Origin of the sequence: Mycobacterium sp. 852002-51613_SCH5001154 (assembly GCF_001667425.1) — a bacterium.
GTDB lineage: Bacteria > Actinomycetota > Actinomycetes > Mycobacteriales > Mycobacteriaceae > Mycobacterium.
This window is the reverse complement of the sequence record NZ_LZII01000025.1, coordinates 16,787-38,841: the sequence shown is the minus strand read 5'-3', so window position 1 is coordinate 38,841 and position 22,055 is coordinate 16,787. Positions and strand designations below refer to the sequence as shown.

The window sequence follows — 22,055 nt, the reverse complement described above, 5'->3', positions numbered from 1 at the left end:
GTGGCACCTCCGCGGAAGCATGAAACCGATGTGATTCTCGACGCCGCCCGGACGCTGGTGCTCGGCGGCGGACCGCGCGCGGCGAGCGTCGCGGCCATCGCCAAGACCAGCGGCGCCCCCGCGGGCACCCTCTATCACCGGTTCGGCAACCGCGACGGCATCCTCACGGCGGCGTGGCTGCGCGCGCTCGAACGCTTCCAGGCGAGGGCGCTGGCCGCCGACGGCGAAACCCCGGCGGACACTGCGATCGCCATGGCCGTGGCCGCCGTCAGCTTCGCGCGCGAGCTGCCCGACGACGCCCGGCTGTTGTTGACGATCCGGCCCGGCGACCTGCTCGACGAGGAGCCCGACGCGGACTTCCAGCGGACGCTGGCGGCGATGAACGCCCCGCTGACCGAGCGGATCGCGGTGTTGGCCCGGCAGCTCTATGGGAACGACACGCCCCAGTCCGTCGACGCCGTCGCGCGTGCGGTGGCGGACCTGCCCTATGCGGTGGTCCGGCGCCACGCCCACGACGACCCGATGCCCGACTGGCTGGAAGGCGACGTCGCGGCGTCGGCGCTGGCCGTGCTACGGACCTTTGGCGAAGGCCCGTAGCGCCTCCACCTGCGTGGGATCCAGTGAAGGGCGCACGATTTGGCGTGCCGCCGCGATATCGGCCGCCGTCACGTCGGTGGCGTCGATGGACCGCCGCATCGCGGTCAGTGCCGCCTCGCGCAGCAGCGCCACGCAGTCGGCGGCGCTGTAGCCGTCGAGCCCGGCGGCCACCTCGTCGAGGTCGACGTCGTCGCTCAGCGGGACCGATTTGCCCGCGGTGTGCAGGATTTCGCGGCGGGCGGCGGCGTCGGGAGGTTCGACGAACACCCGCCGCTCCAGGCGGCCCGGTCGCAGCAAGGCCGGGTCGATCAGGTCGGGACGGTTGGTGGCGCCCAGCACGACGACGTCTCGCAGGGGATTGACGCCGTCGAGCTCGGTCAGCAGCGCGGCGACCACCCGATCGGTCACGCCCGAGTCGAAGCTCTGCCCGCGCCGGGGAGCCAGCGCGTCGATCTCGTCGAGGAACACCAGGGACGGAGCCGAGTCGCGGGCGCGCCGAAACAGTTCGCGGACGGCCTTTTCCGAGCTGCCCACCCACTTGTCCATCAGCTCGGACCCCTTGACGGCGTGCACGGACAGCTGCCCCGTGCTGGCCAGCGCGCGCACGACGAAGGTCTTGCCGCAGCCGGGCGGCCCGTACAGCAGCAGCCCGCGCGGCGGTTCGACACCCAGCCGGGCGAAGGTGTCCGGATGCTGCAGCGGCCACAACACGGCCTCGGTCAGCGCCTGCCGAGCCTCGGCCATGTCGCCGACGTCGTTGAGCGTGACGTTGCCGACGGTCACTTCCTCGCTGGCCGACCGGGACAGCGGCCGGATGACCGTCAGCGCGCCGAGCAGGTCGTCCTGGTTCAGCTCGGGTGGCCGGCCGTCGATGCTGGCCCGCGACGCCGCGCGCAGCGCCGCTTCCCGCAGCAGCGCCGCCAGGTCGGCAACCACGAAACCCGGTGTGCGCGAGGCGATCTCGTGGAGATCCAGGGCGCCGGCCGGCACCGATTTCAGCAGCGACTCCAGCAGCGCCTTGCGGGTGCCGGCGTCGGGCAGCGGCAGGCTCAGCTCCCGGTCGCACAGGTCCGGCGCGCGCAGCCGGGCATCGAGCTGGTCGGGCCGCGCGGAGGTGGCGATCAACGCGACGCCCTCGGTCGCCACCGCGGTTCGCAGCTCGCCCAGGATCAGGGCGGCCACCGGCTCCGGGGTGGCGGGCAGCAGGGCGTCGACGTCGGTGATAAGCAGGACGCCACCGCCGTCGCGGACGGCCCGCACCGCCGAACTCACGGTCTTGAGCCGGTCTTCCGGCGTCAGCGCGCCCACCTCGGGGCCGTCCAGTTTCACCAGCCTGCGGCCGTCGCACACCGCGCGCACCAGCGTCACCTTGCCGACGCCGGCCGGACCCGACACCAGCACGCCCAGGTTGGCGCCCGCGCCCAGGGTCTTGAGCAGGTGCGGTTCGTCGAGTGCGAGCTTGAGCCACTCGGCGAGCTTGGCGGCCTGTGGCTGCGATCCCTTGAGCTCCTCGACGACGGTCTCGGGGCTGGCGACGTCGACGAAGTCCTGCGACAGCGCGGCCCCGGACGGCACGCCGACACCCCAGGTGACCAGCGAGTTGGGCTGCACGCTGACCGGTCCCGCGGGGTCGGCGCCGGTGACCGTCAGCAGCTCCGATGTCCAGCTGATCCCGACCGAGGCGGCCAGCGCGCGGGTCGCGGCCGACGTTGAGGTGCCCGGGCCCAGGTCGCGGGGCAGCAGCGAGACGGCGTCGCCGACGGTCAGCACCTTGCCGAGCAGGGCCTGCCGCAACGTGACCGGCGAGATCGACTGGTGGGCCAGCGACGAGCCGGACAGCGTCACCGACCGGGCGCCGTAGACGGTGACCACGCCGACGATCACCGGGTTGCCCTCGCGCAGCCCGGCGTTGGACAACGTCACGTCGTCGAGCAGCACCGTGCCGACCGGGGTGTCCGGCCCGGCGAGGGCCGCCACCGCCGCCGTGGTCCGCGAGCCCGTCAGCGCCACCGCGTCCCACTCCCGAATGCCAAGCGCGGCAACGGCGCTCGGATGCAACCGGACGACGCCGCGGCGCGAGTCCACGGCGGAGGTGTTCAACCGCGCGGTGAGCGTGAGCTGACGGGCCGCATCCTCGCCCGGTCGGCTCATGGCAGGCGCCCGCCCGGTTTGCGCAGCCCCAGCCGCGCCATCGAGCGGCGGTTCGGCTGCGCCCGGCGGATCGCGCGGCGTGCGGCGCGGCGCTGCTTGGGCTTGTCGTCCCACGCCTCGGGGTGCGCGGCCAGCCAGCGCTGGTTGCGGACCGCGAACGGCACGTGGCACAGGTAGGCGATGATGATGACCCAGATCAGGACGTAGGGCGCCAAGACCGCCGCGGCCGCGCAGATCGCCAGCAGGGCCAGCAGCGGCGCGGCCCAGCTCGGCGGCACCGCCGCGGCGTGCATCTTGCGCATCGGGATTTTGCTGATCATCAGCACCGACGTCCCGGTGATCCAGATGCACAGGAACGTCGTCGAGGTCCACCAGCCCTCGCCGAACTGCAATTTCAGTCCGATCAAACCGATCATCGACACCGCGCCCGCCGGCGCGGGCATGCCGACGAAGAACTCGTGGGTGTAGGCGGGCTGGCTGCCGTCCGCCTGCAGCGCGTTGAAGCGGGCCAGCCGCAACACGACGCACACCGCGTAGAGCAGGATCACCACCCAACCGGCCGGCGACTTCCCCAGCAGCGTCACGTAGAGCACGATCGCCGGCGTCACACCGAAGTTCACCGCGTCGGCCAGCGAGTCGATCTCCTCGCCCATGCGGGACTGGGCATCCAGGATGCGGGCCACCCGGCCGTCCAGCCCGTCCAGGATGGCCGCCGCGGCGATCAACGCCATCGCGGCCTTCGGCTGGTGCTCGAGGGCGAACCGGATCGAGGTCAGGCCCGCGCAGATGGACAACACGGTCATCGCGCTCGGCAGGATCTGCAGGTTGACCGACGGCCTGCCGCGCGGCTTGCTGATCATCACAGCTCGGCCAGCACGGTTTCGCCGGCGATGGCGCGCTGCCCCACAAGGACAAGCGGCTCGGCGCCCGGGGGCAGATAGGTGTCGAGCCGGGAGCCGAACCGGATCAGCCCGTAGGTGTCACCGATAGCCAGCTTGTCGCCGACGCGCGCGTCGCAGATGATGCGCCGCGCCAACAGCCCGGCGACCTGCACCGCCACCACCTCCGCGCCGGTGGCCGTCCTGATCCGCAGACTCGTGCGCTCGTTCTCGGTGCTGGCCGCGGCCAGGTCGGCCGACCCGAACCGGCCGGGCCGGTGCTGCATGGCGATCACCTCGCCGCTCACCGGGGCGCGCTGCACGTGGGCGTCCAGCAGCGACAGGAAGATGCTGACCCGCGGGAGCGGCGCGTCACCCATCCCGAGTTCGGCGGGCGGGGCGGCGGAATCGATCACGCACACCACCCCGTCGGCGGGCGCGGCGATCGCGCCCGGCCGGGTCGGCGGCACCCGCGGCGGATGGCGGAAGAACCCCGCGCAGGCGCCGGCCGCCAGCAGGCCGGCCCGCCGGATCCATCGGTGCCTGCGGCCGGCCAGCGCCACCGCCAGTCCGCCGGCGATGAACGGGCGGCCGGCCGGGTGTACCGGCGGAATGGTCGAGCGCACCAACTCCAACGCGTGCTGCGGGCTGAAGCTTGGGTCCTCGGCGGTGGGGCCGATAGGGCGGGGGCGTCGTGCCACGCGGCCATCTTACGAAAGGCGCGGCCGGTTGGTTGGGGCCCGCAGGGGGAACGCCCACCTTCGATATGCATCCGAATGACGATTGGGCGCCACGGCTGCGCCCGGCGAAGATCGCCGTCACCGCCGTATTCATCGCCCACGCCGTGGGGTTCTCCTCGTGGGCGGCCCACATCCCGGCCGTCAAGGCCGACCTCGGCCTGTCCGACGCGGCGCTGGGAACGGCGCTGTTCGGTGCGCCGCTGGGGTCGGTCGTGGCCACGCTGGGCAGCCACTGGGCGCTGCCGCGCTGGGGGAGCCACCGGCTGATTCCCGTGACGGCCGCCGGCTACGCCGTCGCGGGCACCACGGTGGGGCTGGCCCGCTCCGGGCCCTGGCTGTTTGCGGCGCTGGCGTTGTGGGGGACGTTCCAGGGCGGGCTGGACGTCGCGATGAACACCCAAGCGGGCACGGTCGAGCGCCTGGCGCGGGCGCCGATCATGGCCCGCTTCCACGGCATGTGGAGCCTCGGCGCGTTACTGGGCGCCCTGATCGGCGCGGCGTGCGTCGGTGCCGGCATCGGCCTGACGCCCCAGCTGGCGGCGGTCGGGCTCGTGGTTCTGGTCGTCGTCGGGGCGCTGACCCGGCGGCTGATTCCGGACCGGGCGGGCGGCGCCGCGGAATCGCCCGCCGCGGGGGCCTGGCTGACGCCGACGGTGGCGATCCTCGCGGCGGTGGCCTTCGTGTCGTTCCTGTGCGAGGGCGCCGCCACCGACTGGTCGGCCAACTATCTGCGCAACGTCGTCGGCGCCGGTCCCGGGATCGCCGCGTTGAGCTACACGGCGTACACCCTGACGATGGTCGTCACCCGGCTGGGCGCGATACGCCTGCACGCGCGGGTGTCGGCCCGCCGGCTGTTGCCGGCCCTCGCGCTGTTCGCCGCGGCGGGCATGGGCGTGACGCTGGCGACCGCCAATTCCGTTGTCAGCGTTGTCGGATTCGCCTGTCTGGGGGTCGGCGTGGCGCTGCTGGTGCCCACCGCGTTCAGCGCCGCTTACGGCGCGGGCGGCGCGGGCTCGGCGATCGCCATCGTCGCGGCGACGGGCTGGCTGGGCTACCTGCTGGGGCCGCCGCTGATCGGCCACCTGGCCGACCGGGTCGGACTGGCCGCGGCCCTGGTGACCATCCCGGTGCTGATGACCGTTGTCGCCGTCGCCATTCGCTGCGCCACCGCCTTTGACCGGGCCGACGAGTTCCATCGACAGGTGGCCACCCCAGCGGCTTAGCGCTAGGCCAGATCCCACACCTGCAGCTCGGTCCCCTCGGCCACCTCGACGACGTCCTCGGGGATGTCCAGCAGCGCGTTCGCCGACGCCAGCCACCGCAGGTGGTGCGAGGCGGGCGGGCCGTAACTGGTGACGGTGCCGGCGTCGCGGTCCAGCACCGCGCGGCGGAACTGCCGCTTGCCGCGCGGCGAGGTCAGCGACTCGGTGAGCACGGCGGCCCGGTGCGGGCGTTCCGGGTCGGGCAGGCCCATGGCTCTGCGCAGCGCGGGCCGGATGAACACCTCGAAGGACACCAGGGCGCTGACCGGGTTGCCGGGCAGGGTGACGATCGTCGCGCCGGCCACCCGCCCGATGCCCTGCGGCATCCCGGGCTGCATCGCCACCTTGACGAACTCCACGCCCTGGTCGCCCCCGCGGCCGAACGCGTCCTTGACCACCTCGTAGGCGCCGGCGCTGACTCCGCCGCTGGTGATGATCAGGTCCGCCTCGCCGGCATGCTTCTGGATGAGCGAACTGAACTGTGCGACATCGTCTTCGGCGGTGGCCACCTCGATCACGTCGGCGCCCGCGTCGCGAACGGCGCCGGCCAGCATGATCGAGTTGGACTCGTAGATCTGTCCCGGCCGCAGCGGGTTGCCCGGCGCCACCAGCTCCGACCCGGTCGATATCACCAGCACGCGTTGGCGCGGGAGCACGGGCAGCTCGGCCATTCCCAGCGCCGCGGCCAGGCCGAGCACGGCCGGCGTCACCACCTGGCCACGCCGCAGGACGGTGGTGCCGGGGGCGACGTCCTCACCCGCGCGCCGGATGTGCTTGCCGGCCTCGCGCGGCGCGCGGATCGACACCACATCCACGCCGCCGTCGGTGTCTTCGACGGGCACGACGGCCGTCGCCCCGGCGGGCAGCGGCGCGCCGGTCATGATGCGGTGCGCGGTGTTCGGTTGCAGCGTCAACTCGTCGGTGCGCCCGGCCGGAATGTCCTCGGCGACCTCGAGCACCACCGGGTTCTCGGGCGTGGCGCCGGAGGTGTCCTCGGCGCGCACCGCGTATCCGTCCATCGCGGAGTTGTCGAAGACCGGTAGCGCCAGCCGCGCGACCACGTCGTCGGCCAGGACCAGGCCCTGCGCCTCGGCCAGCGCGGCGGTGGCCGCCGGCCGGGGACGGATCAATTCGGCTACGACGCGCTGATGTTCTTCGACCGACCGCACCCGGCCATTATCGGCGAAGTCAGATTGCGAAGCCGACCGCGGTGACCTGTTCGGACACCGACCAGAGCCGACGTTGCAGCTCCTCGCTGGGAGCCATGGCCGCCAAAAGCGGCCATCTCGTTGGGGGTGGCGGCGCTTCGACGTACAGTCGAGAACGTGATTACCGGTATGGCCCACACCGGGGTGTGTGTTCCGGATTGCGAGGCCGCCGTGGCGTTTTACCAAGACGTATTGGGCCTGCGTGTGCTCTCGCCGCCCTATGTGATGACCGGTAACGCCATTCGCGACGACATGGGCGAGCTAGTGGGTGACCCCAGCATGAAGGCGGCCATCGTGGGGTTGCCGGGCGACGGCGATCGCGTGCTCGAGGTGATCGAATACCTCGGCGCGCAACCGGTCGGGCGCGGCCGGGCCCTCATCGACCACGGACTGTCCCACGTCGGGCTCATCTGTGAGGACATCGACGCCACCCGGGCCGAGCTGGAGGGCAAGGGCGTGCGCTTTCTGGTCAAGGGAATCGCGGAGGTGGCGCGGGTTCGCACCACGTGGTTCGTCGACCCCTGGGGCGTGGTGTTCATCCTGGTGGAGAAGAGCCGCCCGCAGCGACCGTATTACGCGCAATGGGACTGAAGCCGACCGTCGCGATCATCGGCGCGGGCGCCGGCGGCATCGCCATGGGCATCCAGCTGGCCGAGGGCGGCTACGAGTTCACCATCTTCGACCGCGCCGACGGATTCGGCGGGACCTGGCGGCACAACACCTTTCCGGGCGCGGCGTGCGACGTCCCGTCGCACCTGTACTCGTATTCCTTTGCGCCCAACCCGCGGTGGAGCAAGACGTACGCCAACCAGCCCGAGATCCTGGCGTACCTGGAAAAGGTCGCCGTCGACCACGGGTTGGGCGCGCGCCTGCGGGCCAACACCGCGATCGTCGCCGTGCGCTGGTCGGACACCCGCCGCCGCTGGACGCTGACCGACGGCGACGGGCACGAGCACGAATTCGACATGGTGGTCAGCGCCGTCGGGATGCTCGACGTGCCCCACATCCCGGAGATTCCCGGCGCGCGGCGGTTCCGGGGGCGCCAATTCCATTCGGCCCGCTGGGATCACAGCAAGTCGACGGCCGGGGAGCGGGTGGCGTCCATCGGCACGGGCGCCAGCGCGATCCAGTATGTCCCCGCGATAGCGCGAAAGACCGCGCACCTGACCGTGTTTCAGCGGACCCCGATCTGGATCGCACCCCGATTTGACTTCCCGTTCACCCCCGAGCAGCACGAGCTGTTCGAGCGTGACCCCGCGACGGCGCGCAAGCTCAGGGACGAGGCGTTCGACGCCTACGAGTCGGCCAGCTTCGACGTCGAACATGCTCAGACGCGAGAGGCGACCGAGCTGGCCCGCAGTTACCTCATGCGCAAGGTCGCCGACCCCCAGCTGCGGGCCAAGCTGATGCCGGACTATCCCGCGGGCTGCAAGCGGCCGCTGATGTCACGCGAGTGGTACCCCACGTTCGCGTTGCCCAACGTCTTCCTGGAGACCACCGCCATCGCCGAGCTGACCGAGCGGGGGGTACGCACCGCGGACGGCGTCGAGCACAGCGTGGACACGATCATCTACGGCACCGGGTTCAAGGCCGCCGATTATCTGGCGAGCATCGACGTGTACGGAACCGGCGGTCGCCGCCTGGCCGATGACTGGAGCGGCGGCGCCGAGGCTTACCTGGGCACGCTGGTGGCCGGGTATCCCAACTTCTTCACGCTGTACGGCCCCAACACCAACGGCGTCAACTCGATCATCTACATCCACGAGGCGCAGACGACCTTCGTCCGCCACATCCTCGACGCGATGAACGGCCGCGGCGCGCGCACGGTGGAGGTGACGCCCGAGGCGCAGCGCCGCTATAACGACGAGATCCAGGCCGCGATGGCGGGCAAGGTCTGGCTGGCGTGCAGCAACTACTTCCGCCATCCCAGCGGGAAGGTGGTCACCCAATTGCCTTACAGCGGGCGGATTTTCTTCGAGCGCACCCGCGAGTTGGTCGACGCCGACTACCGCTTCGGTCGGTGACCGGTCGGCCGCCTGAGCCGCCGCCCACGGACCCTGGCGGACGCGGTCGGCACGCGTTTGAGGCCCGGGCGCCTCGGTCGTTTGACCCGCTCCGCGGTCCTGATTGGGGCGCTGAACGCCGTCTCGACCTTCATCCGCAACCACGCCGCAGCCCGCTTCGACCTCACCTGCACGGCCAAACCCTACGTCGCGCGCACGGCGCGCATCGCCGCCGAGCGCCGAATGTTTGCTCACCATTAACCCGGCGGATCTACTGCACCCAGTAGTTATCGTGGCGGACGAACCACTCCCTGCGCTCGTCGTCGGTCATGTCGGCGAGTGCCCCGAAACCCTCGAAGTAGGCCTCCCGCGGGGCACCCGGTGCGAAGAGCATCAGGATCGACGCCGGCTCGTCGGCCCCGTTGCGGAAGCCGTGGACGCCGCCGGGTGGGACATAGAGGAAGTCGCCCTGCCGGCCGTCGACCCACTGGGTGCCGTCGTAGAGCTTCATCGTCCCGGACAGCACGAAGAAGGCCTCGGACATCGCCCGGTGAAAGTGTGGGCCGGGCCCACCGCCACCGGCGGGGAGGTCGACCCGGTACAGCCCGTAGTCGCCGCCGGTGGCCTGTTGGTTGGCCAGGTAGTGGTATCTGACGCCGCCGGTTTCGTAATCGGGCGGCGAGTCGGCCCGCTTGAGCCAGGCGCTGACCTCCGGCTCGTCCTTGGTGTATCGGGGCGGGGGATAGGGCGGGACGACGAGGGACATGCCTCCAGTGTGCGGCTATAACATCGCGGGCGTGGCGGACGAAGAAGCTCGGGCGGAACGGCTGCTCGACGCCCAGGAGAAGGCGACGCAACTGTTCGCCGAGATCGAGCGGCGCGCCATGATCCGCCCCGGCGTCTCGGAAAAGCAGTTGTCCGACGAAATCAACCAGCTCGCCGCGGAACTGCTCGGGGTCACCCGGCACTGGCATCGTCGGATCGTGCGGGCCGGTGAGAACACCCTGCGGCCCTTCAGTGAGCGCCCGCCGGACCGGGTGGTCGCTGACGGCGACATCGTCTTCCTCGACCTCGGACCGATATTCGCGGAGTGGGAGGCGGACTTCGGCCGCACCTTCGTGCTCGGCGACGACCCGCACAAGACCGCCGTCCGAGACGCGCTGCCCCGGGTGTGGCAGGCCGGCCGCGAGTACTTCGACGCGCGCCCGGACATCACCGGCGCCGAGCTGTACGACTTCGTCGTGGGGCTGGCGCACGCCGAGGGCTTCGAGTTCGCCAGCGCTATTGCCGGCCACCTGGTGGGGGAGTTCCCGCACAAGAAGATCGCCGGCCCCGGCGTCCAGTGGTACATCATGCCCGGATCGAACAAGCCGATGCGGCGCACGGACCCGGCCGGCCGAACCTGCCACTGGATCCTGGAGATCCATCTGGCCGACCGGGCCCGCGGCTTCGGCGGCTTCTACGAGCAGCTGCTCGACCTCAGCCCAGGGGATACGTGACGCCGGTGAGCTCCTCCGAGACCGCCCACAGCCGGCGCTGCACGTCGACGTCGTGGGACTTCGCGCTGGACGCCACCAGCTTCGGGTAGCCGCGCGTCTCGGCGAAGCCGTCCGGCCCGAAGTACTGGCCGCCGAGGACCCCCGGGTCGGTGGCCGCGCGCAGCGTGGGGAGCGCGCCCATGGCCGCGTCCTGGGCGATCAGGTTGAAGAACACGTTGACGAGCGGCCGGAACGCCGTGGGCGTGTAGCGGCCCAGCTCGGTGTTCGACCCGCCGGGGTGGGCGGCGGCGGCGATGGTCGTGCCGTGCGGGGCGAGCCTGCGCTGCAGCTCGTAGGTGAACAGCAGGTTGGCCAGCTTGGCCTGCCCGTAGGCCGCGACCCGGTTGTAGCGGCGCTCCCACTGCAGGTCGTCGAAGTGGATGTCGGCGAGGATGCGGTGGCCCATGCTGCTCACGGTCACGACCCGCGAACCGGGGACCGCCAGCAGCCGGTCCAGCAGCAGGCCGGTGAGGGCGAAGTGGCCGAGGTGGTTGGTGCCGAACTGCAGCTCGAAGCCGTCCTTGGTGGTTTCCTTCGGCGTGTACATGACGCCCGCGTTGTTGATCAGCAGGTCGATGCGGTCGTAATCGGCCTTGAGTTGCTCGGCCGCGGCGCGGATGGAGTCCAGCGACGTCAGGTCGAGCTCTTGCAGCGCCACCTCGGTGTGCGGACTGCGGGCGGTGATCCGGGCGGCGGCGTCCTTGCCCTTGTCCAGATTGCGCACGGCCAGCACGACGCGCGCGCCGTGGTCGGCGAGCGCGGCGGCCGTCTCGTAGCCGAGGCCGGTGTTGGCCCCGGTGATGACGGCGACGCGACCGGTCTGATCGGGAATGTCGGCGGCGGTCCAGTTGGCCATGGTTTCTCCTAGAACGGATAGACTAAACGGGGCGAGCGCTCCGGTTGATTGAAACTATACGGAACGCGCGCCCCGGTTTGTCAACCTGGAAGGGATGAATAGATGGCGCAGCCCGCACGCCCGTTGCGCGCCGACGCGGCGCGCAATCGCGCGCGCGTGCTGGACGTTGCCTACGACACCTTTGCGGCCGAGGGCCTGTCCGTGCCGATCGACGAGGTCGCCCGCCGCGCCGGTGTCGGCGCGGGCACGGTCTACCGGCACTTCCCGACCAAGGAGGCGTTGTTCACGGCCGTCATCGAGAACCGCATGCGGGGCCTCGTGGACGACGGGCACGCCCTGCTGCAAAGCGAGGGGCCCGGTGAGGCGCTCTTCGCGTTTCTGCGCTCGATGGTGCTGCAGTGGGGCGCCGCGGACCGGGGCCTGGTCGACGCCCTGGCCGGCTACGGGATCGACATCGCCTGCGCCGCGCCGGAGGCCGAAGACGCCTTCAAGGCCATGCTCGGCGAGCTGCTGCTCGCCGCTCAGAACGCGGGGACCGCGCGCCGCGACGTCGATATGCGGGATCTCAAGGCGATCCTGGTCGGGTGCCAGGCGATGCAGGCCTACGACTCGGCGCTCGCCGGGCGGGCGACCGACGTCGTCATCGACGGTTTACGCCCGCCGCGATAAGGGCGGACTGTCCTTGCACTCGGCATAGGCGAGTGCTAAGAATGACGTTGGCACTCGCGACTGGCGAGTGCTAGGTCGGGACGGTGAGACCAGCAGACACCTGGGGTCGTCCGTCGCGGGCACTGCACCCGGCCAGCGTAAGTAATGGGGTGGCCACGCAAGGTCACCCGGTGTCATTCCCGATCCGGAGGAATCACTTCGCAATGGCCAAGATAATTGCGTACGACGAAGAGGCCCGTCGCGGCCTCGAGCGGGGCCTCAATGCCCTCGCCGACGCGGTAAAGGTGACGTTGGGCCCCAAGGGTCGCAACGTCGTCCTGGAGAAGAAGTGGGGTGCCCCCACGATCACCAACGATGGTGTGTCCATCGCCAAGGAGATCGAGCTGGAGGACCCGTACGAGAAGATCGGCGCCGAGCTGGTCAAGGAAGTCGCCAAGAAGACCGACGACGTCGCCGGTGACGGTACGACGACGGCCACGGTGCTGGCCCAGGCGCTCGTGAAAGAGGGCCTGCGCAACGTCGCGGCCGGCGCCAACCCGCTGGGTCTCAAGCGCGGCATCGAGAAGGCCGTCGAGAAGGTCACCGAGACCCTGCTCAAGCAGGCCAAGGAGGTCGAGACCAAGGAGCAGATCGCCGCGACCGCCGCGATCTCCGCGGGCGACCAGTCGATCGGTGACCTGATCGCCGAGGCGATGGACAAGGTCGGCAACGAGGGTGTTATCACCGTCGAGGAGTCCAACACCTTCGGGCTGCAGCTCGAGCTCACCGAGGGTATGCGGTTCGACAAGGGCTACATCTCGGGCTACTTCGTCACCGACGCCGAGCGGCAGGAAGCGGTCCTCGAGGACCCCTACATCCTGCTGGTCAGCTCCAAGGTGTCGACGGTCAAGGACCTGCTCCCGCTGCTGGAGAAGGTCATCCAGGCCGGCAAGCCGCTGCTGATCATCGCCGAGGACGTCGAGGGTGAGGCTCTGAGCACCCTGGTCGTCAACAAGATCCGCGGCACCTTCAAGTCGGTGGCCGTCAAGGCCCCCGGCTTCGGTGACCGCCGCAAGGCGATGCTGCAGGACATGGCGATCCTCACCGGTGGTCAGGTAATCAGCGAGGAGGTCGGCCTGTCGCTGGAGAGCGCCGACGTCGCCCTGCTCGGTAAGGCCCGCAAGGTCGTCGTCACCAAGGACGAGACCACGATCGTCGAGGGTGCCGGTGACACCGACGCCATCGCCGGCCGGGTGGCCCAGATCCGCCAGGAGATCGAGAACAGCGACTCCGACTACGACCGCGAGAAGCTGCAGGAGCGCCTGGCCAAGCTGGCCGGCGGTGTTGCGGTGATCAAGGCCGGCGCCGCCACCGAGGTGGAGCTCAAGGAGCGCAAGCACCGCATCGAGGACGCGGTCCGCAACGCCAAGGCGGCCGTCGAGGAGGGCATCGTCGCCGGTGGTGGCGTGGCCCTGCTGCACGCGGCCCCGGCACTGGACGAGCTGAAGCTCTCCGGCGACGAGGCGACCGGCGTCAACATCGTGCGCGTGGCGCTCGAGGCTCCGCTGAAGCAGATCGCCTTCAACGGTGGTCTGGAGCCTGGTGTCGTGGCCGAGAAGGTCCGCAACTCGCCCGCCGGGACCGGCCTGAACGCCGCGACCGGTGAGTACGAGGACCTGCTCAAGGCCGGCGTTGCCGACCCGGTCAAGGTCACGCGCTCGGCGCTGCAGAACGCGGCGTCCATCGCGGCGCTGTTCCTGACGACCGAGGCCGTCGTCGCCGACAAGCCGGAGAAGGCGGCCGCTCCCGCGGGCGACCCGACCGGCGGCATGGGCGGCATGGACTTCTAAGTCACGAGTCCCTTTACGAAAAAGCCCGGTTCCCTGGTGGGGCCGGGCTTTTTCGTGTGTCGCGCCCGCCTGCTCGACGCCGAACGTGAAGCTAGCCGCACATTCGACGCCGAGCGTGCGGCTAGCTTCACACTCGGCGGCCTAGGGTGAACACCGTGCCCCTTCCCACCCCCTCACCCACCGGCACCGCCGTCGTGACCGGCGCATCGTCGGGCATCGGCGCCGACATCGCGCGGGACCTGGCCGACCGGGGCCACGGCGTCACGCTCGTCGCCCGCCGCGAAGACCGGCTGCGCGAGCTGGCCGAAGAACTGGCGCGAAGCGTGCGTGTCGAGGTGATCGCCTGCGACGTCGCGGACGCGACGGCCCGCGCCGGCCTCCTCGACGAGGTGGACCGCCGCGGGCTGACCACCGACATCCTGGTCAACAACGCCGGTATCGGCACCATCGGATCGGTGACGAAGGCGCGTGTCGACGACGAGATCGCCCAGGTGCGCGTCAACGTCGAGGCCGTCATCGACCTGACCACCCGCGCGGTCCAGCAGATGGTGCCGCGAGGACGTGGCGCGATCCTCAACGTCGGATCCACCGCGGGCTACCACCCGTTCCCGGGACAGGCCGGCTACGCCGCCACCAAGGCGTTCGTGAGGACCTACACCGAGGGGGTGCGCGGCGAGCTCGCCGGCACCGGCGTCACCGTCGCGCTGCTGTGCCCGGGGCCGGTGCGCACCGAGTTCCTGAAGAACGCGGGCATGGACGAGCGGAAGTTCGCGGACGCGTTCCCGAAGTTCATGTGGATGCCGCCGCGGGAGGTGGCGCGCACCGGCGTCGACGCGCTCGAGCACGACCGCGGCACCGTGATCGCCGGGCTGCCAAGCCAACTGTCCACCCGACTGTTCCAGTTCATGCCGCGACGGCTGCTGGTCCCGCTACTGAAGAACCAGCATCCCGGCCTCAAACGGGACCGGTCAGCCGGCTGACGGCCAGGGTCGCATCCAGCCCTCCACCGGGAGGGCGAGCGCGTTACACAGCGTGCAGATGGTGCGATACCACCCGACGGCCGTGAGCAATTCGATCCGCTGCTCGTCGGTAAGGAAGTGCCCCAGCGCCGTCCACGTCTCTTCCGACCACGAACCGGTGCGCTCCAGCTCGTCCACCGCCCCGATCAGCGTCCGCTCGGACGGGCTCCACCGCGGGTCGGCGGGACCGCCCGTTACCAGCGCGCCGCACTCGTCATCGCTGACGCCCGCGATCGGACCCCAGAACGCCGCCTGTCCGCCCCACTCGTAGCGGCAGCCGATCAGCGCGCAGATGCGCAGGATCGCAATCGTCCTCGTACGGGCGGGCAAAAGCGCTGCGACATAGAGCGATTCGCCGAGCTTGCGCAGCCGGGTGGCCAGCGCCGGGTGGCGTTGCAGGCAGCGCACCAGAAGCAGCGGCTCATAGGTGCGGTCCGGGTGACCCCAGCTGTTGATCCCGGTGGCATCTTCCTCGCTCCACGGCGGGGCGAGCGGTGCGACGCGACTCACGGATCAGACTGTACGGCGCTAGGCCGGCAGCGAGAACACCACGCAGTCGTGCAGGCAGCCCTTGGCCGCGCCGGGGGAGTCGGAGTCGGCCTCGCGGTGCAACAGCGCGCGGGTGGGCACGACGCCCAGCCGTACGGCGTCCCCCGCATCCGTCACCTCGGCCGTGCCGTCGACGATCAGCGAATAGCCGCCGGGCTCGTTGGGCGGCCACAGCAGGGTGACGTCGCGGCGCTGGGCGAGGTTCTGCCGGGTGCGGCCGCCGATCAGGCCGACGTCGACGATCGCCTCGCGCAGCTGCGGCTCGACGGTCACGGTGTGCACGCGGTAGTCGTCGTCGACGGTCACCAGGTACGCGTACGGGTAATCGGGGAGCGCGGCGGCGAGCCGCTCGATGTCCACCTTCTTCTTCGTGCGCATGGTCTCAGGATAGGCGCGGGCCCGGGCCGTCAGAGCGTGCGCGGAACCCGCGCCGCGGGCAGGCCGAAGGTGAGCTGTCCGCTGCTGCTGAAGTGGAAGCCGAGGTTCTGCAGGACCTGTTGCCAGGGCGCCAGTTTCTCCACCGCCGCCGACGCGTCGGCGTGGTAGCCGTACATCGCTTCCACGTCCGACGCCCACATCTGGTCGTAGGCGGCCTCGATGTCGGCGATCGCGGGGGTGTTCTGGCCCAGCCAGTTCGTGGCCGACAGCGCTTGCGCCAGAGCGCGGTTGGCCGCGACCACCGCGGGCTGCACGGTGGCGGCCAGCGCCCCCTCGAACGCGTGCGCGACGGCCGACGCCTGGCTGGACACCGCCTCGGCCTGGGCCGCGGCCGCGCTGAGCCAGCTCACGTAGTGCGTGGCGAGGGCCATCATCGCCGCCGACGACGGGCCCTGCCAGGACCCGTTGGCCAAATTTGACGTGACCGAAGAAAATGACGATGCTGACGAGACCAGGTCCTCGGCCAGGCCGTCCCAGGCTTCCGCGGCAGCAAGCAGCGGCCCGGCTCCGGGACCCGCGAAGATTCGTGCCGAGTTGACTTCTGGCGGCAACCACGCAAAATGCGGGCTCGTCACCGGCTCAACTTACCCGGGATTTGGCGGTTTTGGAGGCGTTATTGCGCGGCTAGCGGACGCGGTTGCCGGCCGCGGACCAACTTGCCCGGGCGGGCTTCGGTGGGCACACCGTTCTCCGCGATCACTTGGCCGGCCACGATCGTGGCGACGTACCCGTCGGCGGTCTGGTCCAGCCGCCTCCCCCCGGCCGGCAGGTCGTAACTGATCACCGGTTTGTGCAGCCGCAACGCGGCGTGATCGATGACGTTGAGGTCGGCCTTGTACCCGACGGCGACGCGGCCCCGATCGCCCAGCCCGGCGATGCGGGCCGGCACCGAGGTGAGCTCGCGGACGGCCTCCGGGACCGTGAACCGGCCCGTCTTGCGGTCGCGGGCCCAGTGCGCCAGGAAGTACGTCGAATAGCTGGCGTCGCAGATCATCCCGTAGTGCGCGCCGCCGTCGCCGAGCCCCAGCACCACGTCGTCGCGGTGCAGCAGCTCCCCGACGGTGTCCAGCGAGTTGCCCTGCAGGTTGCTGGTGGCCACCAACAGCATGGCCCGGCCGTCGTCGTCGAGCAGCCGGTCGTAGGCCTCCTCCATCGGCTCCACGCCCTTGGCCCGGGCCCGGGCCCCGATGCTGGTCGCCGGGTCCGGCTCGTAGTCCGGGGTGTCGCCCAGCGGGAAGATCCAGTCCCACATCTGCGCCACGTACAGGATCGGGTGACCGACGCCGGGCTTGTCGGCCAGGATGCGGGCCCGCACCTCCGGCTTGCGCATCTCGGCGACGCGCTCGGCCAGCGGCAGGTGCGCGATCTCCCGATAGCTGGGGTAGAGCACGAACGGGTTGGCGGACAGCTGCAGCCCGATGATCAGACCGATCGGGCGCGGAAGCAGCTGCGCGGTGATGTCACCGCCCGCGGCGTTGGCCTTCTCGATCATGGTGATGGCGTCCGGCCACGTGGGGTCGCCGGCGTTGGCGACGACGAGGGTGAACGTGAGCGGCAGGCCGACATCCTCGGCGACGTCGAACACCGTCTGCAGCACGGGCTCGTAACCGCCGGCCGGGATGTCCGGCACGAACTGCAGCAGGCCGCCGCCGCCGTCGACGACGCCGCGGGCGATCTCCTCGATCTCCTCCCGGGCGGCGTCGTAGCTCGGGATGGGCGAACCGCTTTCGGTCTTGTGGATCGTCAGCCGGGACGACGCGAAGCCCAGCGCGCCGACCTCGACCGCCTCCTTGGCGAGCGCCCGCATCTTGGCGAGGTCTTCGGCGGTGGCCGGCTCGCGGTCGGCACCCCGCTGGCCCATCACGTAGACGCGCAACGGGGAGTGCGGCAGATACGCGGCGACATCGATGTCGCGCCGGCCGGCGTCCAGCGCGTCCAGGTATTCGGGGAACGTCTCCCACGTCCAGGGCAGGCCGTCGGTCATGACGACACCCGGAATGTCCTCGACGCCGGCCATCACGTCGACGAGCACGTCGTGGTCCTCCTGGCGGCACGGGGCGAAGCCGACCCCGCAGTTGCCCACGACCACCGTGGTCACCCCGTGCGCCGACGACGGAGTCAGGCGTTCCGACCAGATGGCCTGGCCGTCGTAGTGGGTGTGCAGGTCGACGAAGCCCGGGGTGACCAGCAGCCCGGCGGCGTCGATTTCCCGCTCGGCCCCTTCGCCGTTCAGGCGACCGACGGCTCCCACCTGTTGGATGACGCCATCTTTGACCGCTACGTCGCCGACATACGGCTCACCGCCGAGCCCGTCGACGATGGTGCCGTTGCGGATGATCAGGTCGTACGTCATCCAAACAATCTACGACCGTGCCGGTGGGTCGTGCCAGGATCTAGTGTCGCTGGTATGGCCAACAGCTCGAGCCCCGACGCCGCCGTCCAGGAACTGCTTCGCGACGCCTTCACCCGGTTGATCGAACACGTCGATGAGATCGCCGACGGATTGACCGACGACGTCGCCAACTACCGGGCGACCCCGGACGCCAACAGCATCGCCTGGTTGCTCTGGCACAGCGCGCGGGTGCAGGACATTCAGCTGGCCGACGTCGCCGGCGTCGAGCAGGTGTGGCTGCGCGACGGCTGGGTGGACCGGTTCGGCCTGGATCTACCGCGCAACGACACCGGCTACGGGCACAAGCCCGAGCAGGTCGCGAAGGTCAAGGCCCCGGCGGATCTGCTGTCCGGTTACTACCACGCCGTGCACAAACTGACCCTCGAGTACGTCGCCGGCGTGACCGCCGCCGAGCTGGAGCGGGTGGTCGACACCAACTGGGACCCGCCGGTGACGGCCAGCGCGCGGTTGGTGAGCATCATCGACGACTGCGCCCAGCACCTCGGGCAGGCCGCGTACGTTCGCGGAATCGCGCCCTAGGGTTCCCCCGGCGTGCGAATCCTGGCCGCCGTCTTCAGGGCGGTGCTGTGGCTGGCGACCACCGTCGCGCTGGCCGTGGCCATCCCGGCGGCGTGGCTGCAGCTGAACGCGGTCAGCGAGGGCGGGTACGTCGCGCTGGCGCAGCGGGCCGCCGGCGACCCCGCGCTGCAGTCCGCCGCCGCGGACGAGCTGGCCAACCGCGCGATGACGCTCATCGCGGAGCACAACGGCGGACGGCAGCCGGTCGAGGGCGCGGAGGTGCACCTGGCCGCCGTCGCCTTCACGGCCGGGCCCGCCTTTCCGGCGCTGTTCGCCCAGGCGAACCGGGCGGCACACCGCTGGTTGTTCACCGTCGACGGCACCGGCGAGTCGTGGGCGATCGACGTGGCGCCGATGCTCAAGGACGCTTCGATGCAGCGGATCCTCAGCCGCCACAACGTGAAAGTGCCTGCGACGCTGACGGTTCCGTTGACGGCGTCGCCGCCCTCGGCCCACGGTTCGCTGCGGCCGGGTCGGCTGAGCCCGCTTGCCACCTGGGGCCCGTGGGTGAGCGTCGGCGCGGTTGCCCTCAGCGTCGTCTGCGCCGTCCTGATGCTGGCCACCGCGCGCCGCCGCGGGAAGGCGCTCACCAGCCTCGGGGTCTCGGCGCTGCTGGTCGGCGCGGCCGGCTGGGCCGGCATCGAGGTCGCCGGCCACCATGTCGGCTTCGCGCTCAACCGCACCACCGACGGCATCCGCCGCATCGCCGAGGTGATGGTCGGCCACGCCGAGGCGGGCTTGCACGAATGGCTCAACCTGACGCTGCTCGTGGGCGTCGCGCTGGTGATCGGCGGTGTGCTCGTCGCGATGTTGGGCAGCCTGCGGAAGAAGCCGGAGGGCTAGCCGAAGGTGAACGAAAACACTTGCAGCCCAGGGCTGACCCGCATGTCGAGCTGGTCGCTGCGCGGCGCTCCAAGCTGGTCGGGGTCGGCCACGATCGGGTGCAGCGTGGGTGGCCCGCCGATCGCCGTCGTCGTCGTCTGGCCGTCCCGGGACACGGTCAGGGTGCCCGTGCCGCCGACGACGACGTAGACGTCCTTGGCGGTGTAGCGCAGCCGGATGCCGGCGTCATCGCTGTCCGCGGTGGCGCCCTGGTCGTCCAGCTTCCACCGGCCGCGCAGTGCGAACGTGTCACCGGCCAGCTGTGGCGGATAGCCGAACGCGCCCGACTTGTAATCGCCGCCGCCGCCATAGTTTCGGGCCCGGTCGACCCCCAGATATGTCTCGGGCGTGAGTCGGGTGTGCGGTGTGGTGTCCGCCGAATGCGTCGGACCGGGCAGCCGGGTGTCGGGATGGGCGTCGGTGAGCAGCTCGCGGATCAGCTTCTCGGTGCCGTCGTAGTCGCCCTCGCCGAACTTGGTGTGCCGGATAGTCCCGGTCGCGTCGATCAGGTATTCGGCCGGCCAGTAGAGGTTTTGGTAGTTGTTCCACGTGGTGTAGCCGTTGTCCAGCGCGACCGGGTAGGTGATGTGCAGCGCGGCGGCGCCGCTGGCCACGTTGGCCGGAACCCGTTCGAAGGCGTATTCGGGGGTGTGCACCCCGATGGCGACGAACCCGGCGTCGTGATACCGGTTGTACCAATCGATTACGTGCGGGATGGCGCGCTGGCAGTTGATGCACGAGTAGGCCCAGAAGTCGATCAGCACCACCTTGCCGCGCAGCGACGCCAGGTCGACGGGTGCGCCGCCGGGGGTGTTCAGCCATTCTGCGATGCCGCTGACCGCGGGGGCCGGCCCGCAGGCCTCGAGCCGCTCCGCGCCCTCGGTGCAGTCGCTCAGCGCGCCGCCGGCGGGCGCCCCGAGCTGCTGGCGGATCTTGTTGGCGCCGACCGCTTTCTGCATCGCCGCCGTGTAGTCGGGGACGGCGCGTTGCAGCGTCGCAGGCAGGTTGAACACCAGCGCCACGGCGAGCACGATCATGGTGATTCCGCCGGCGATCTGCACGATGCGCTGCCGCCGGCGGAACGCGCCGACGCGCTCGGCGACACCCCGCCCGGCCAACGCGAAGACCAGCAGTGGCAAGGCGGTGCCGATGGCGAACGCGGCGGTCAGGATCACAATGGGCAGGCCGATGGATGCGGTGCCGCCCGCGACCACGATCGCGGCCAGCACCGGCCCCGCGCACGGCACATACAACGCACCCAGTGTCAGGCCCAACCCGAAACCGGTTCTGCCCGTTCCCGTTTGACGCTGTGGCAGGCGGGCGAACGGCCGCTCGATCAGGTGCTGCAGCGGTGGGAAGATCAGACCGAGGCCGATGAGCGTCAGCACCACCAGCGCTGCCCAGCGAATCGCGTCCTGCGGCAGGTGCAGCGCAGACAGGATGGCCGAGCCGGCCAGGGTGACCACGCTGAAGCTGCAGACCAGGCCCGCGATGACGAGGTACGGCCGGGTTGCCCGGCGACGCGCGGGGGTTTCCTCGACTCCGGAGAAGAACACCACGGGAAGCACCGGCAGGATGCACGGCGAGATCCCGGTGATGAGTCCGCCGAGGAATCCGATGAGCGCGATGGTGTGCATAACTACTTACACCTCTACCTGGCCAGAACGGTTCATGTGACCCACACAAATCACGTCCCGTGCGTTATACAAATCACACAATGTGCGTTAGGCTCCACCGGTGGCGCAGTTAACCTTCCAACGCGCCCGCACCGAGGAGAAGAAGCGCCAACGTGCGGAGGCGCTCGTGGAAGCCGCGCGTTCACTGGCGCTCGAGACGGGCGTCGCCTCGGTCACGCTGACCGCCGTCGCCAGCCGGGCCGGCATTCACTATTCCGCCGTCCGTCGCTACTTCACCTCGCACAAGGAAGTTTTGCTGCACCTGTCCGCCGAGGGGTGGGTGCGCTGGTCGAACACGGTGTCGGAAAAGCTGGCCGAACCCGGGCCGAAATCGCCGTCGCGCATCGCCGAGACGCTGGCCAACGCCCTGGCCGACGACCCGCTGTTTTGCGACCTGCTGGCTAACCTGCACCTGCACCTCGAACACGAGGTGGACGCGGAGCGGGTGATCGAGGTCAAGCGGATCAGCACCGCCGCCACGCTCTCGCTCGCCGATTCCATCGAGAGCGCGGTTCCCGAACTCGGCCGCTCGGGGTCGCTCGACATTTTGTTGGCGGCGTACTCGCTGGCGGCCACCCTGTGGCAGGTCGCCAACCCACCCGAGCGGCTCACCGACGCGTATGCCGAGGAGCCCGAAGTGGTTCCCCCCGAGTGGAACCTGGACTTCACGGTCGCCCTCACTCGCTTGCTGACCGCCACGTGCGTGGGGCTCATCTCGGGATCGCAATGAACGCAGAGAGGAGGCCGGGGGGCTGTGGCTTGGCGAACTGCAACCGGTGGACGGGAAGG

The 22,055-nt window shown here is 70.5% G+C and carries 22 protein-coding genes and 1 pseudogene; 12 read left to right on the top strand and 11 right to left on the bottom strand.

The annotated features are described in order from the left end of the window. Positions 1 to 597: a TetR/AcrR family transcriptional regulator gene (locus A5750_RS06905; protein WP_066952095.1), complete on the top strand. Its 597-nt coding sequence runs from the start codon at positions 1 to 3 to the stop codon at positions 595 to 597. Here A5750_RS06905 and A5750_RS06900 read toward each other — a convergent pair. The 3 genes from A5750_RS06900 to A5750_RS06890 are packed head-to-tail and all read right to left on the bottom strand — an operon-like array spanning position 571 to position 4,327. Then, positions 571 to 2,748, bottom strand: coding sequence for an AAA family ATPase (locus A5750_RS06900; RefSeq protein WP_067261761.1), 2,178 nt, complete (start codon positions 2,746 to 2,748; stop codon positions 571 to 573). The genes A5750_RS06905 and A5750_RS06900 overlap by 27 nt on opposite strands. Further along, complete coding sequence (pssA, locus tag A5750_RS06895; RefSeq protein WP_066952099.1) at positions 2,745 to 3,608, bottom strand: CDP-diacylglycerol--serine O-phosphatidyltransferase; 864 nt, start codon at positions 3,606 to 3,608, stop codon at positions 2,745 to 2,747. Before pssA ends, A5750_RS06900 begins: the two co-directional genes overlap by 4 nt. Continuing rightward, positions 3,608 to 4,327 carry a phosphatidylserine decarboxylase gene (locus A5750_RS06890; protein WP_067261759.1) on the bottom strand — a complete coding sequence of 240 codons (720 nt, stop codon included), beginning with the start codon at positions 4,325 to 4,327 and terminating at the stop codon, positions 3,608 to 3,610. Before A5750_RS06890 ends, pssA begins: the two co-directional genes overlap by 1 nt. Positions 4,328 to 4,392: 65 nt before the next feature. Between A5750_RS06890 and A5750_RS06885 the strand changes: the two genes are divergently transcribed. Continuing rightward, on the top strand, positions 4,393 to 5,589 hold the full coding sequence (locus A5750_RS06885; protein ID WP_067261756.1) for an MFS transporter: 1,197 nt from the start codon (positions 4,393 to 4,395) through the stop codon (positions 5,587 to 5,589). 2 nt (positions 5,590 to 5,591) lie between these two features. Here the strand turns inward: A5750_RS06885 and glp are convergent, their stop codons facing one another. Next, positions 5,592 to 6,797 (bottom strand): gephyrin-like molybdotransferase Glp, encoded by a 1,206-nt coding sequence (gene glp / locus A5750_RS06880; protein WP_067261754.1) that lies wholly within the window; start codon positions 6,795 to 6,797, stop codon positions 5,592 to 5,594. A 156-nt stretch (positions 6,798 to 6,953) separates the two neighbouring features. Here glp and A5750_RS06875 point away from each other — a divergent pair, with 156 nt between their 5' ends. The 3 genes from A5750_RS06875 (at position 6,954) to A5750_RS25755 (ending at position 9,100) form a co-directional block, all read left to right on the top strand. After that, positions 6,954 to 7,427, top strand: a complete 474-nt coding sequence (locus tag A5750_RS06875; protein WP_067261751.1) for a VOC family protein — start codon at positions 6,954 to 6,956, stop codon at positions 7,425 to 7,427. Continuing rightward, positions 7,418 to 8,860 (top strand): NAD(P)/FAD-dependent oxidoreductase, encoded by a 1,443-nt coding sequence (locus A5750_RS06870; protein WP_067261749.1) that lies wholly within the window; start codon positions 7,418 to 7,420, stop codon positions 8,858 to 8,860. Before A5750_RS06875 ends, A5750_RS06870 begins: the two co-directional genes overlap by 10 nt. 81 nt (positions 8,861 to 8,941) lie before the next feature. Continuing rightward, positions 8,942 to 9,100, top strand: coding sequence for a hypothetical protein (locus A5750_RS25755; protein WP_156659437.1), 159 nt, complete (start codon positions 8,942 to 8,944; stop codon positions 9,098 to 9,100). Positions 9,101 to 9,110: 10 nt separating this feature from the next. On the opposite strand, the gene A5750_RS06865 is transcribed toward A5750_RS25755, so the two are convergent. After that, the gene (locus A5750_RS06865) at positions 9,111 to 9,605 is read right to left on the bottom strand and encodes a cupin domain-containing protein (protein WP_066952110.1); all 495 of its coding nucleotides are present in this window, start codon (positions 9,603 to 9,605) and stop codon (positions 9,111 to 9,113) included. Here A5750_RS06865 and A5750_RS06860 point away from each other — a divergent pair. After that, the gene (locus tag A5750_RS06860; protein WP_066952112.1) at positions 9,604 to 10,338 is read left to right on the top strand and encodes a M24 family metallopeptidase; all 735 of its coding nucleotides are present in this window, start codon (positions 9,604 to 9,606) and stop codon (positions 10,336 to 10,338) included. The two genes, A5750_RS06865 and A5750_RS06860, sit on opposite strands and share 2 nt — an antisense overlap. Here the strand turns inward: A5750_RS06860 and A5750_RS06855 are convergent. Continuing rightward, positions 10,319 to 11,233: an SDR family NAD(P)-dependent oxidoreductase gene (locus A5750_RS06855; protein WP_066952114.1), complete on the bottom strand. Its 915-nt coding sequence runs from the start codon at positions 11,231 to 11,233 to the stop codon at positions 10,319 to 10,321. The genes A5750_RS06860 and A5750_RS06855 overlap by 20 nt on opposite strands. A 102-nt stretch (positions 11,234 to 11,335) precedes the next feature. Between A5750_RS06855 and A5750_RS06850 the strand changes: the two genes are divergently transcribed. The 3 genes from A5750_RS06850 (at position 11,336) to A5750_RS06840 (ending at position 14,711) form a co-directional block, all read left to right on the top strand. Beyond that, positions 11,336 to 11,902 (top strand): TetR/AcrR family transcriptional regulator, encoded by a 567-nt coding sequence (locus A5750_RS06850; RefSeq protein WP_066952116.1) that lies wholly within the window; start codon positions 11,336 to 11,338, stop codon positions 11,900 to 11,902. Positions 11,903 to 12,105: 203 nt separating this feature from the next. Next, positions 12,106 to 13,731: a chaperonin GroEL gene (gene groL, locus A5750_RS06845; protein ID WP_066952118.1), complete on the top strand. Its 1,626-nt coding sequence runs from the start codon at positions 12,106 to 12,108 to the stop codon at positions 13,729 to 13,731. A 155-nt stretch (positions 13,732 to 13,886) separates the two neighbouring features. Beyond that, positions 13,887 to 14,711 carry an SDR family oxidoreductase gene (locus tag A5750_RS06840; RefSeq protein ID WP_067261790.1) on the top strand — a complete coding sequence of 275 codons (825 nt, stop codon included), beginning with the start codon at positions 13,887 to 13,889 and terminating at the stop codon, positions 14,709 to 14,711. Here A5750_RS06840 and A5750_RS06835 read toward each other — a convergent pair. From A5750_RS06835 to A5750_RS06820, 4 genes and pseudogenes are all read right to left on the bottom strand, one after another. After that, positions 14,700 to 15,260 carry a carboxymuconolactone decarboxylase family protein gene (locus A5750_RS06835; protein WP_067261747.1) on the bottom strand — a complete coding sequence of 187 codons (561 nt, stop codon included), beginning with the start codon at positions 15,258 to 15,260 and terminating at the stop codon, positions 14,700 to 14,702. The genes A5750_RS06840 and A5750_RS06835 overlap by 12 nt on opposite strands. 18 nt (positions 15,261 to 15,278) lie before the next feature. After that, the gene (locus tag A5750_RS06830) at positions 15,279 to 15,677 is read right to left on the bottom strand and encodes a hypothetical protein (protein ID WP_067261745.1); all 399 of its coding nucleotides are present in this window, start codon (positions 15,675 to 15,677) and stop codon (positions 15,279 to 15,281) included. Between the two features lie 62 nt (positions 15,678 to 15,739). After that, a pseudogene (locus A5750_RS06825) lies at positions 15,740 to 16,312 on the bottom strand (PPE family protein); the annotation flags it as partial. 38 nt (positions 16,313 to 16,350) lie between these two features. Continuing rightward, complete coding sequence (locus A5750_RS06820) at positions 16,351 to 18,090, bottom strand: amidohydrolase family protein (RefSeq protein ID WP_067261742.1); 1,740 nt, start codon at positions 18,088 to 18,090, stop codon at positions 16,351 to 16,353. A gap of 54 nt (positions 18,091 to 18,144) precedes the next feature. Here A5750_RS06820 and A5750_RS06815 point away from each other — a divergent pair, with 54 nt between their 5' ends. Together A5750_RS06815 and A5750_RS06810 are read left to right on the top strand one after the other, a co-directional pair. After that, complete coding sequence (locus A5750_RS06815) at positions 18,145 to 18,669, top strand: mycothiol transferase (protein WP_066952126.1); 525 nt, start codon at positions 18,145 to 18,147, stop codon at positions 18,667 to 18,669. A 12-nt stretch (positions 18,670 to 18,681) separates the two neighbouring features. Further along, the gene (locus tag A5750_RS06810) at positions 18,682 to 19,551 is read left to right on the top strand and encodes a hypothetical protein (RefSeq protein ID WP_067261740.1); all 870 of its coding nucleotides are present in this window, start codon (positions 18,682 to 18,684) and stop codon (positions 19,549 to 19,551) included. On the opposite strand, the gene A5750_RS06805 is transcribed toward A5750_RS06810, so the two are convergent. Further along, positions 19,548 to 21,227 carry a cytochrome c biogenesis protein DipZ gene (locus A5750_RS06805; RefSeq protein ID WP_067261738.1) on the bottom strand — a complete coding sequence of 560 codons (1,680 nt, stop codon included), beginning with the start codon at positions 21,225 to 21,227 and terminating at the stop codon, positions 19,548 to 19,550. The two genes, A5750_RS06810 and A5750_RS06805, sit on opposite strands and share 4 nt — an antisense overlap. A gap of 100 nt (positions 21,228 to 21,327) precedes the next feature. Between A5750_RS06805 and A5750_RS06800 the strand changes: the two genes are divergently transcribed. After that, positions 21,328 to 21,996, top strand: coding sequence for a TetR family transcriptional regulator (locus A5750_RS06800; RefSeq protein ID WP_066952132.1), 669 nt, complete (start codon positions 21,328 to 21,330; stop codon positions 21,994 to 21,996). Positions 21,997 to 22,055 lie beyond the last annotated feature (59 nt).

What these genes read in the sequence shown, in the direction of transcription:
- A5750_RS06900 (WP_067261761.1), bottom strand. Translation starts at nt 2,748, where the DNA reads ATGAGCCGACCGGGCGAGGATGCGGCCCGTCAGCTCACGCTCACCGCG.
- A5750_RS06860 (WP_066952112.1), top strand. Translation starts at nt 9,604, where the DNA reads ATGCCTCCAGTGTGCGGCTATAACATCGCGGGCGTGGCGGACGAAGAA.
- A5750_RS06830 (WP_067261745.1), bottom strand. Translation starts at nt 15,677, where the DNA reads ATGCGCACGAAGAAGAAGGTGGACATCGAGCGGCTCGCCGCCGCGCTC.
- A5750_RS06805 (WP_067261738.1), bottom strand. Translation starts at nt 21,227, where the DNA reads ATGCACACCATCGCGCTCATCGGATTCCTCGGCGGACTCATCACCGGG.
- A5750_RS06820 (WP_067261742.1), bottom strand. Translation starts at nt 18,090, where the DNA reads ATGACGTACGACCTGATCATCCGCAACGGCACCATCGTCGACGGGCTC.
- groL (WP_066952118.1), top strand. Translation starts at nt 12,106, where the DNA reads ATGGCCAAGATAATTGCGTACGACGAAGAGGCCCGTCGCGGCCTCGAG.
- A5750_RS06865 (WP_066952110.1), bottom strand. Translation starts at nt 9,605, where the DNA reads ATGTCCCTCGTCGTCCCGCCCTATCCCCCGCCCCGATACACCAAGGAC.
- A5750_RS06855 (WP_066952114.1), bottom strand. Translation starts at nt 11,233, where the DNA reads ATGGCCAACTGGACCGCCGCCGACATTCCCGATCAGACCGGTCGCGTC.
- pssA (WP_066952099.1), bottom strand. Translation starts at nt 3,608, where the DNA reads ATGATCAGCAAGCCGCGCGGCAGGCCGTCGGTCAACCTGCAGATCCTG.
- A5750_RS06885 (WP_067261756.1), top strand. Translation starts at nt 4,393, where the DNA reads ATGCATCCGAATGACGATTGGGCGCCACGGCTGCGCCCGGCGAAGATC.
- A5750_RS06850 (WP_066952116.1), top strand. Translation starts at nt 11,336, where the DNA reads ATGGCGCAGCCCGCACGCCCGTTGCGCGCCGACGCGGCGCGCAATCGC.
- A5750_RS06815 (WP_066952126.1), top strand. Translation starts at nt 18,145, where the DNA reads ATGGCCAACAGCTCGAGCCCCGACGCCGCCGTCCAGGAACTGCTTCGC.
- A5750_RS06870 (WP_067261749.1), top strand. Translation starts at nt 7,418, where the DNA reads ATGGGACTGAAGCCGACCGTCGCGATCATCGGCGCGGGCGCCGGCGGC.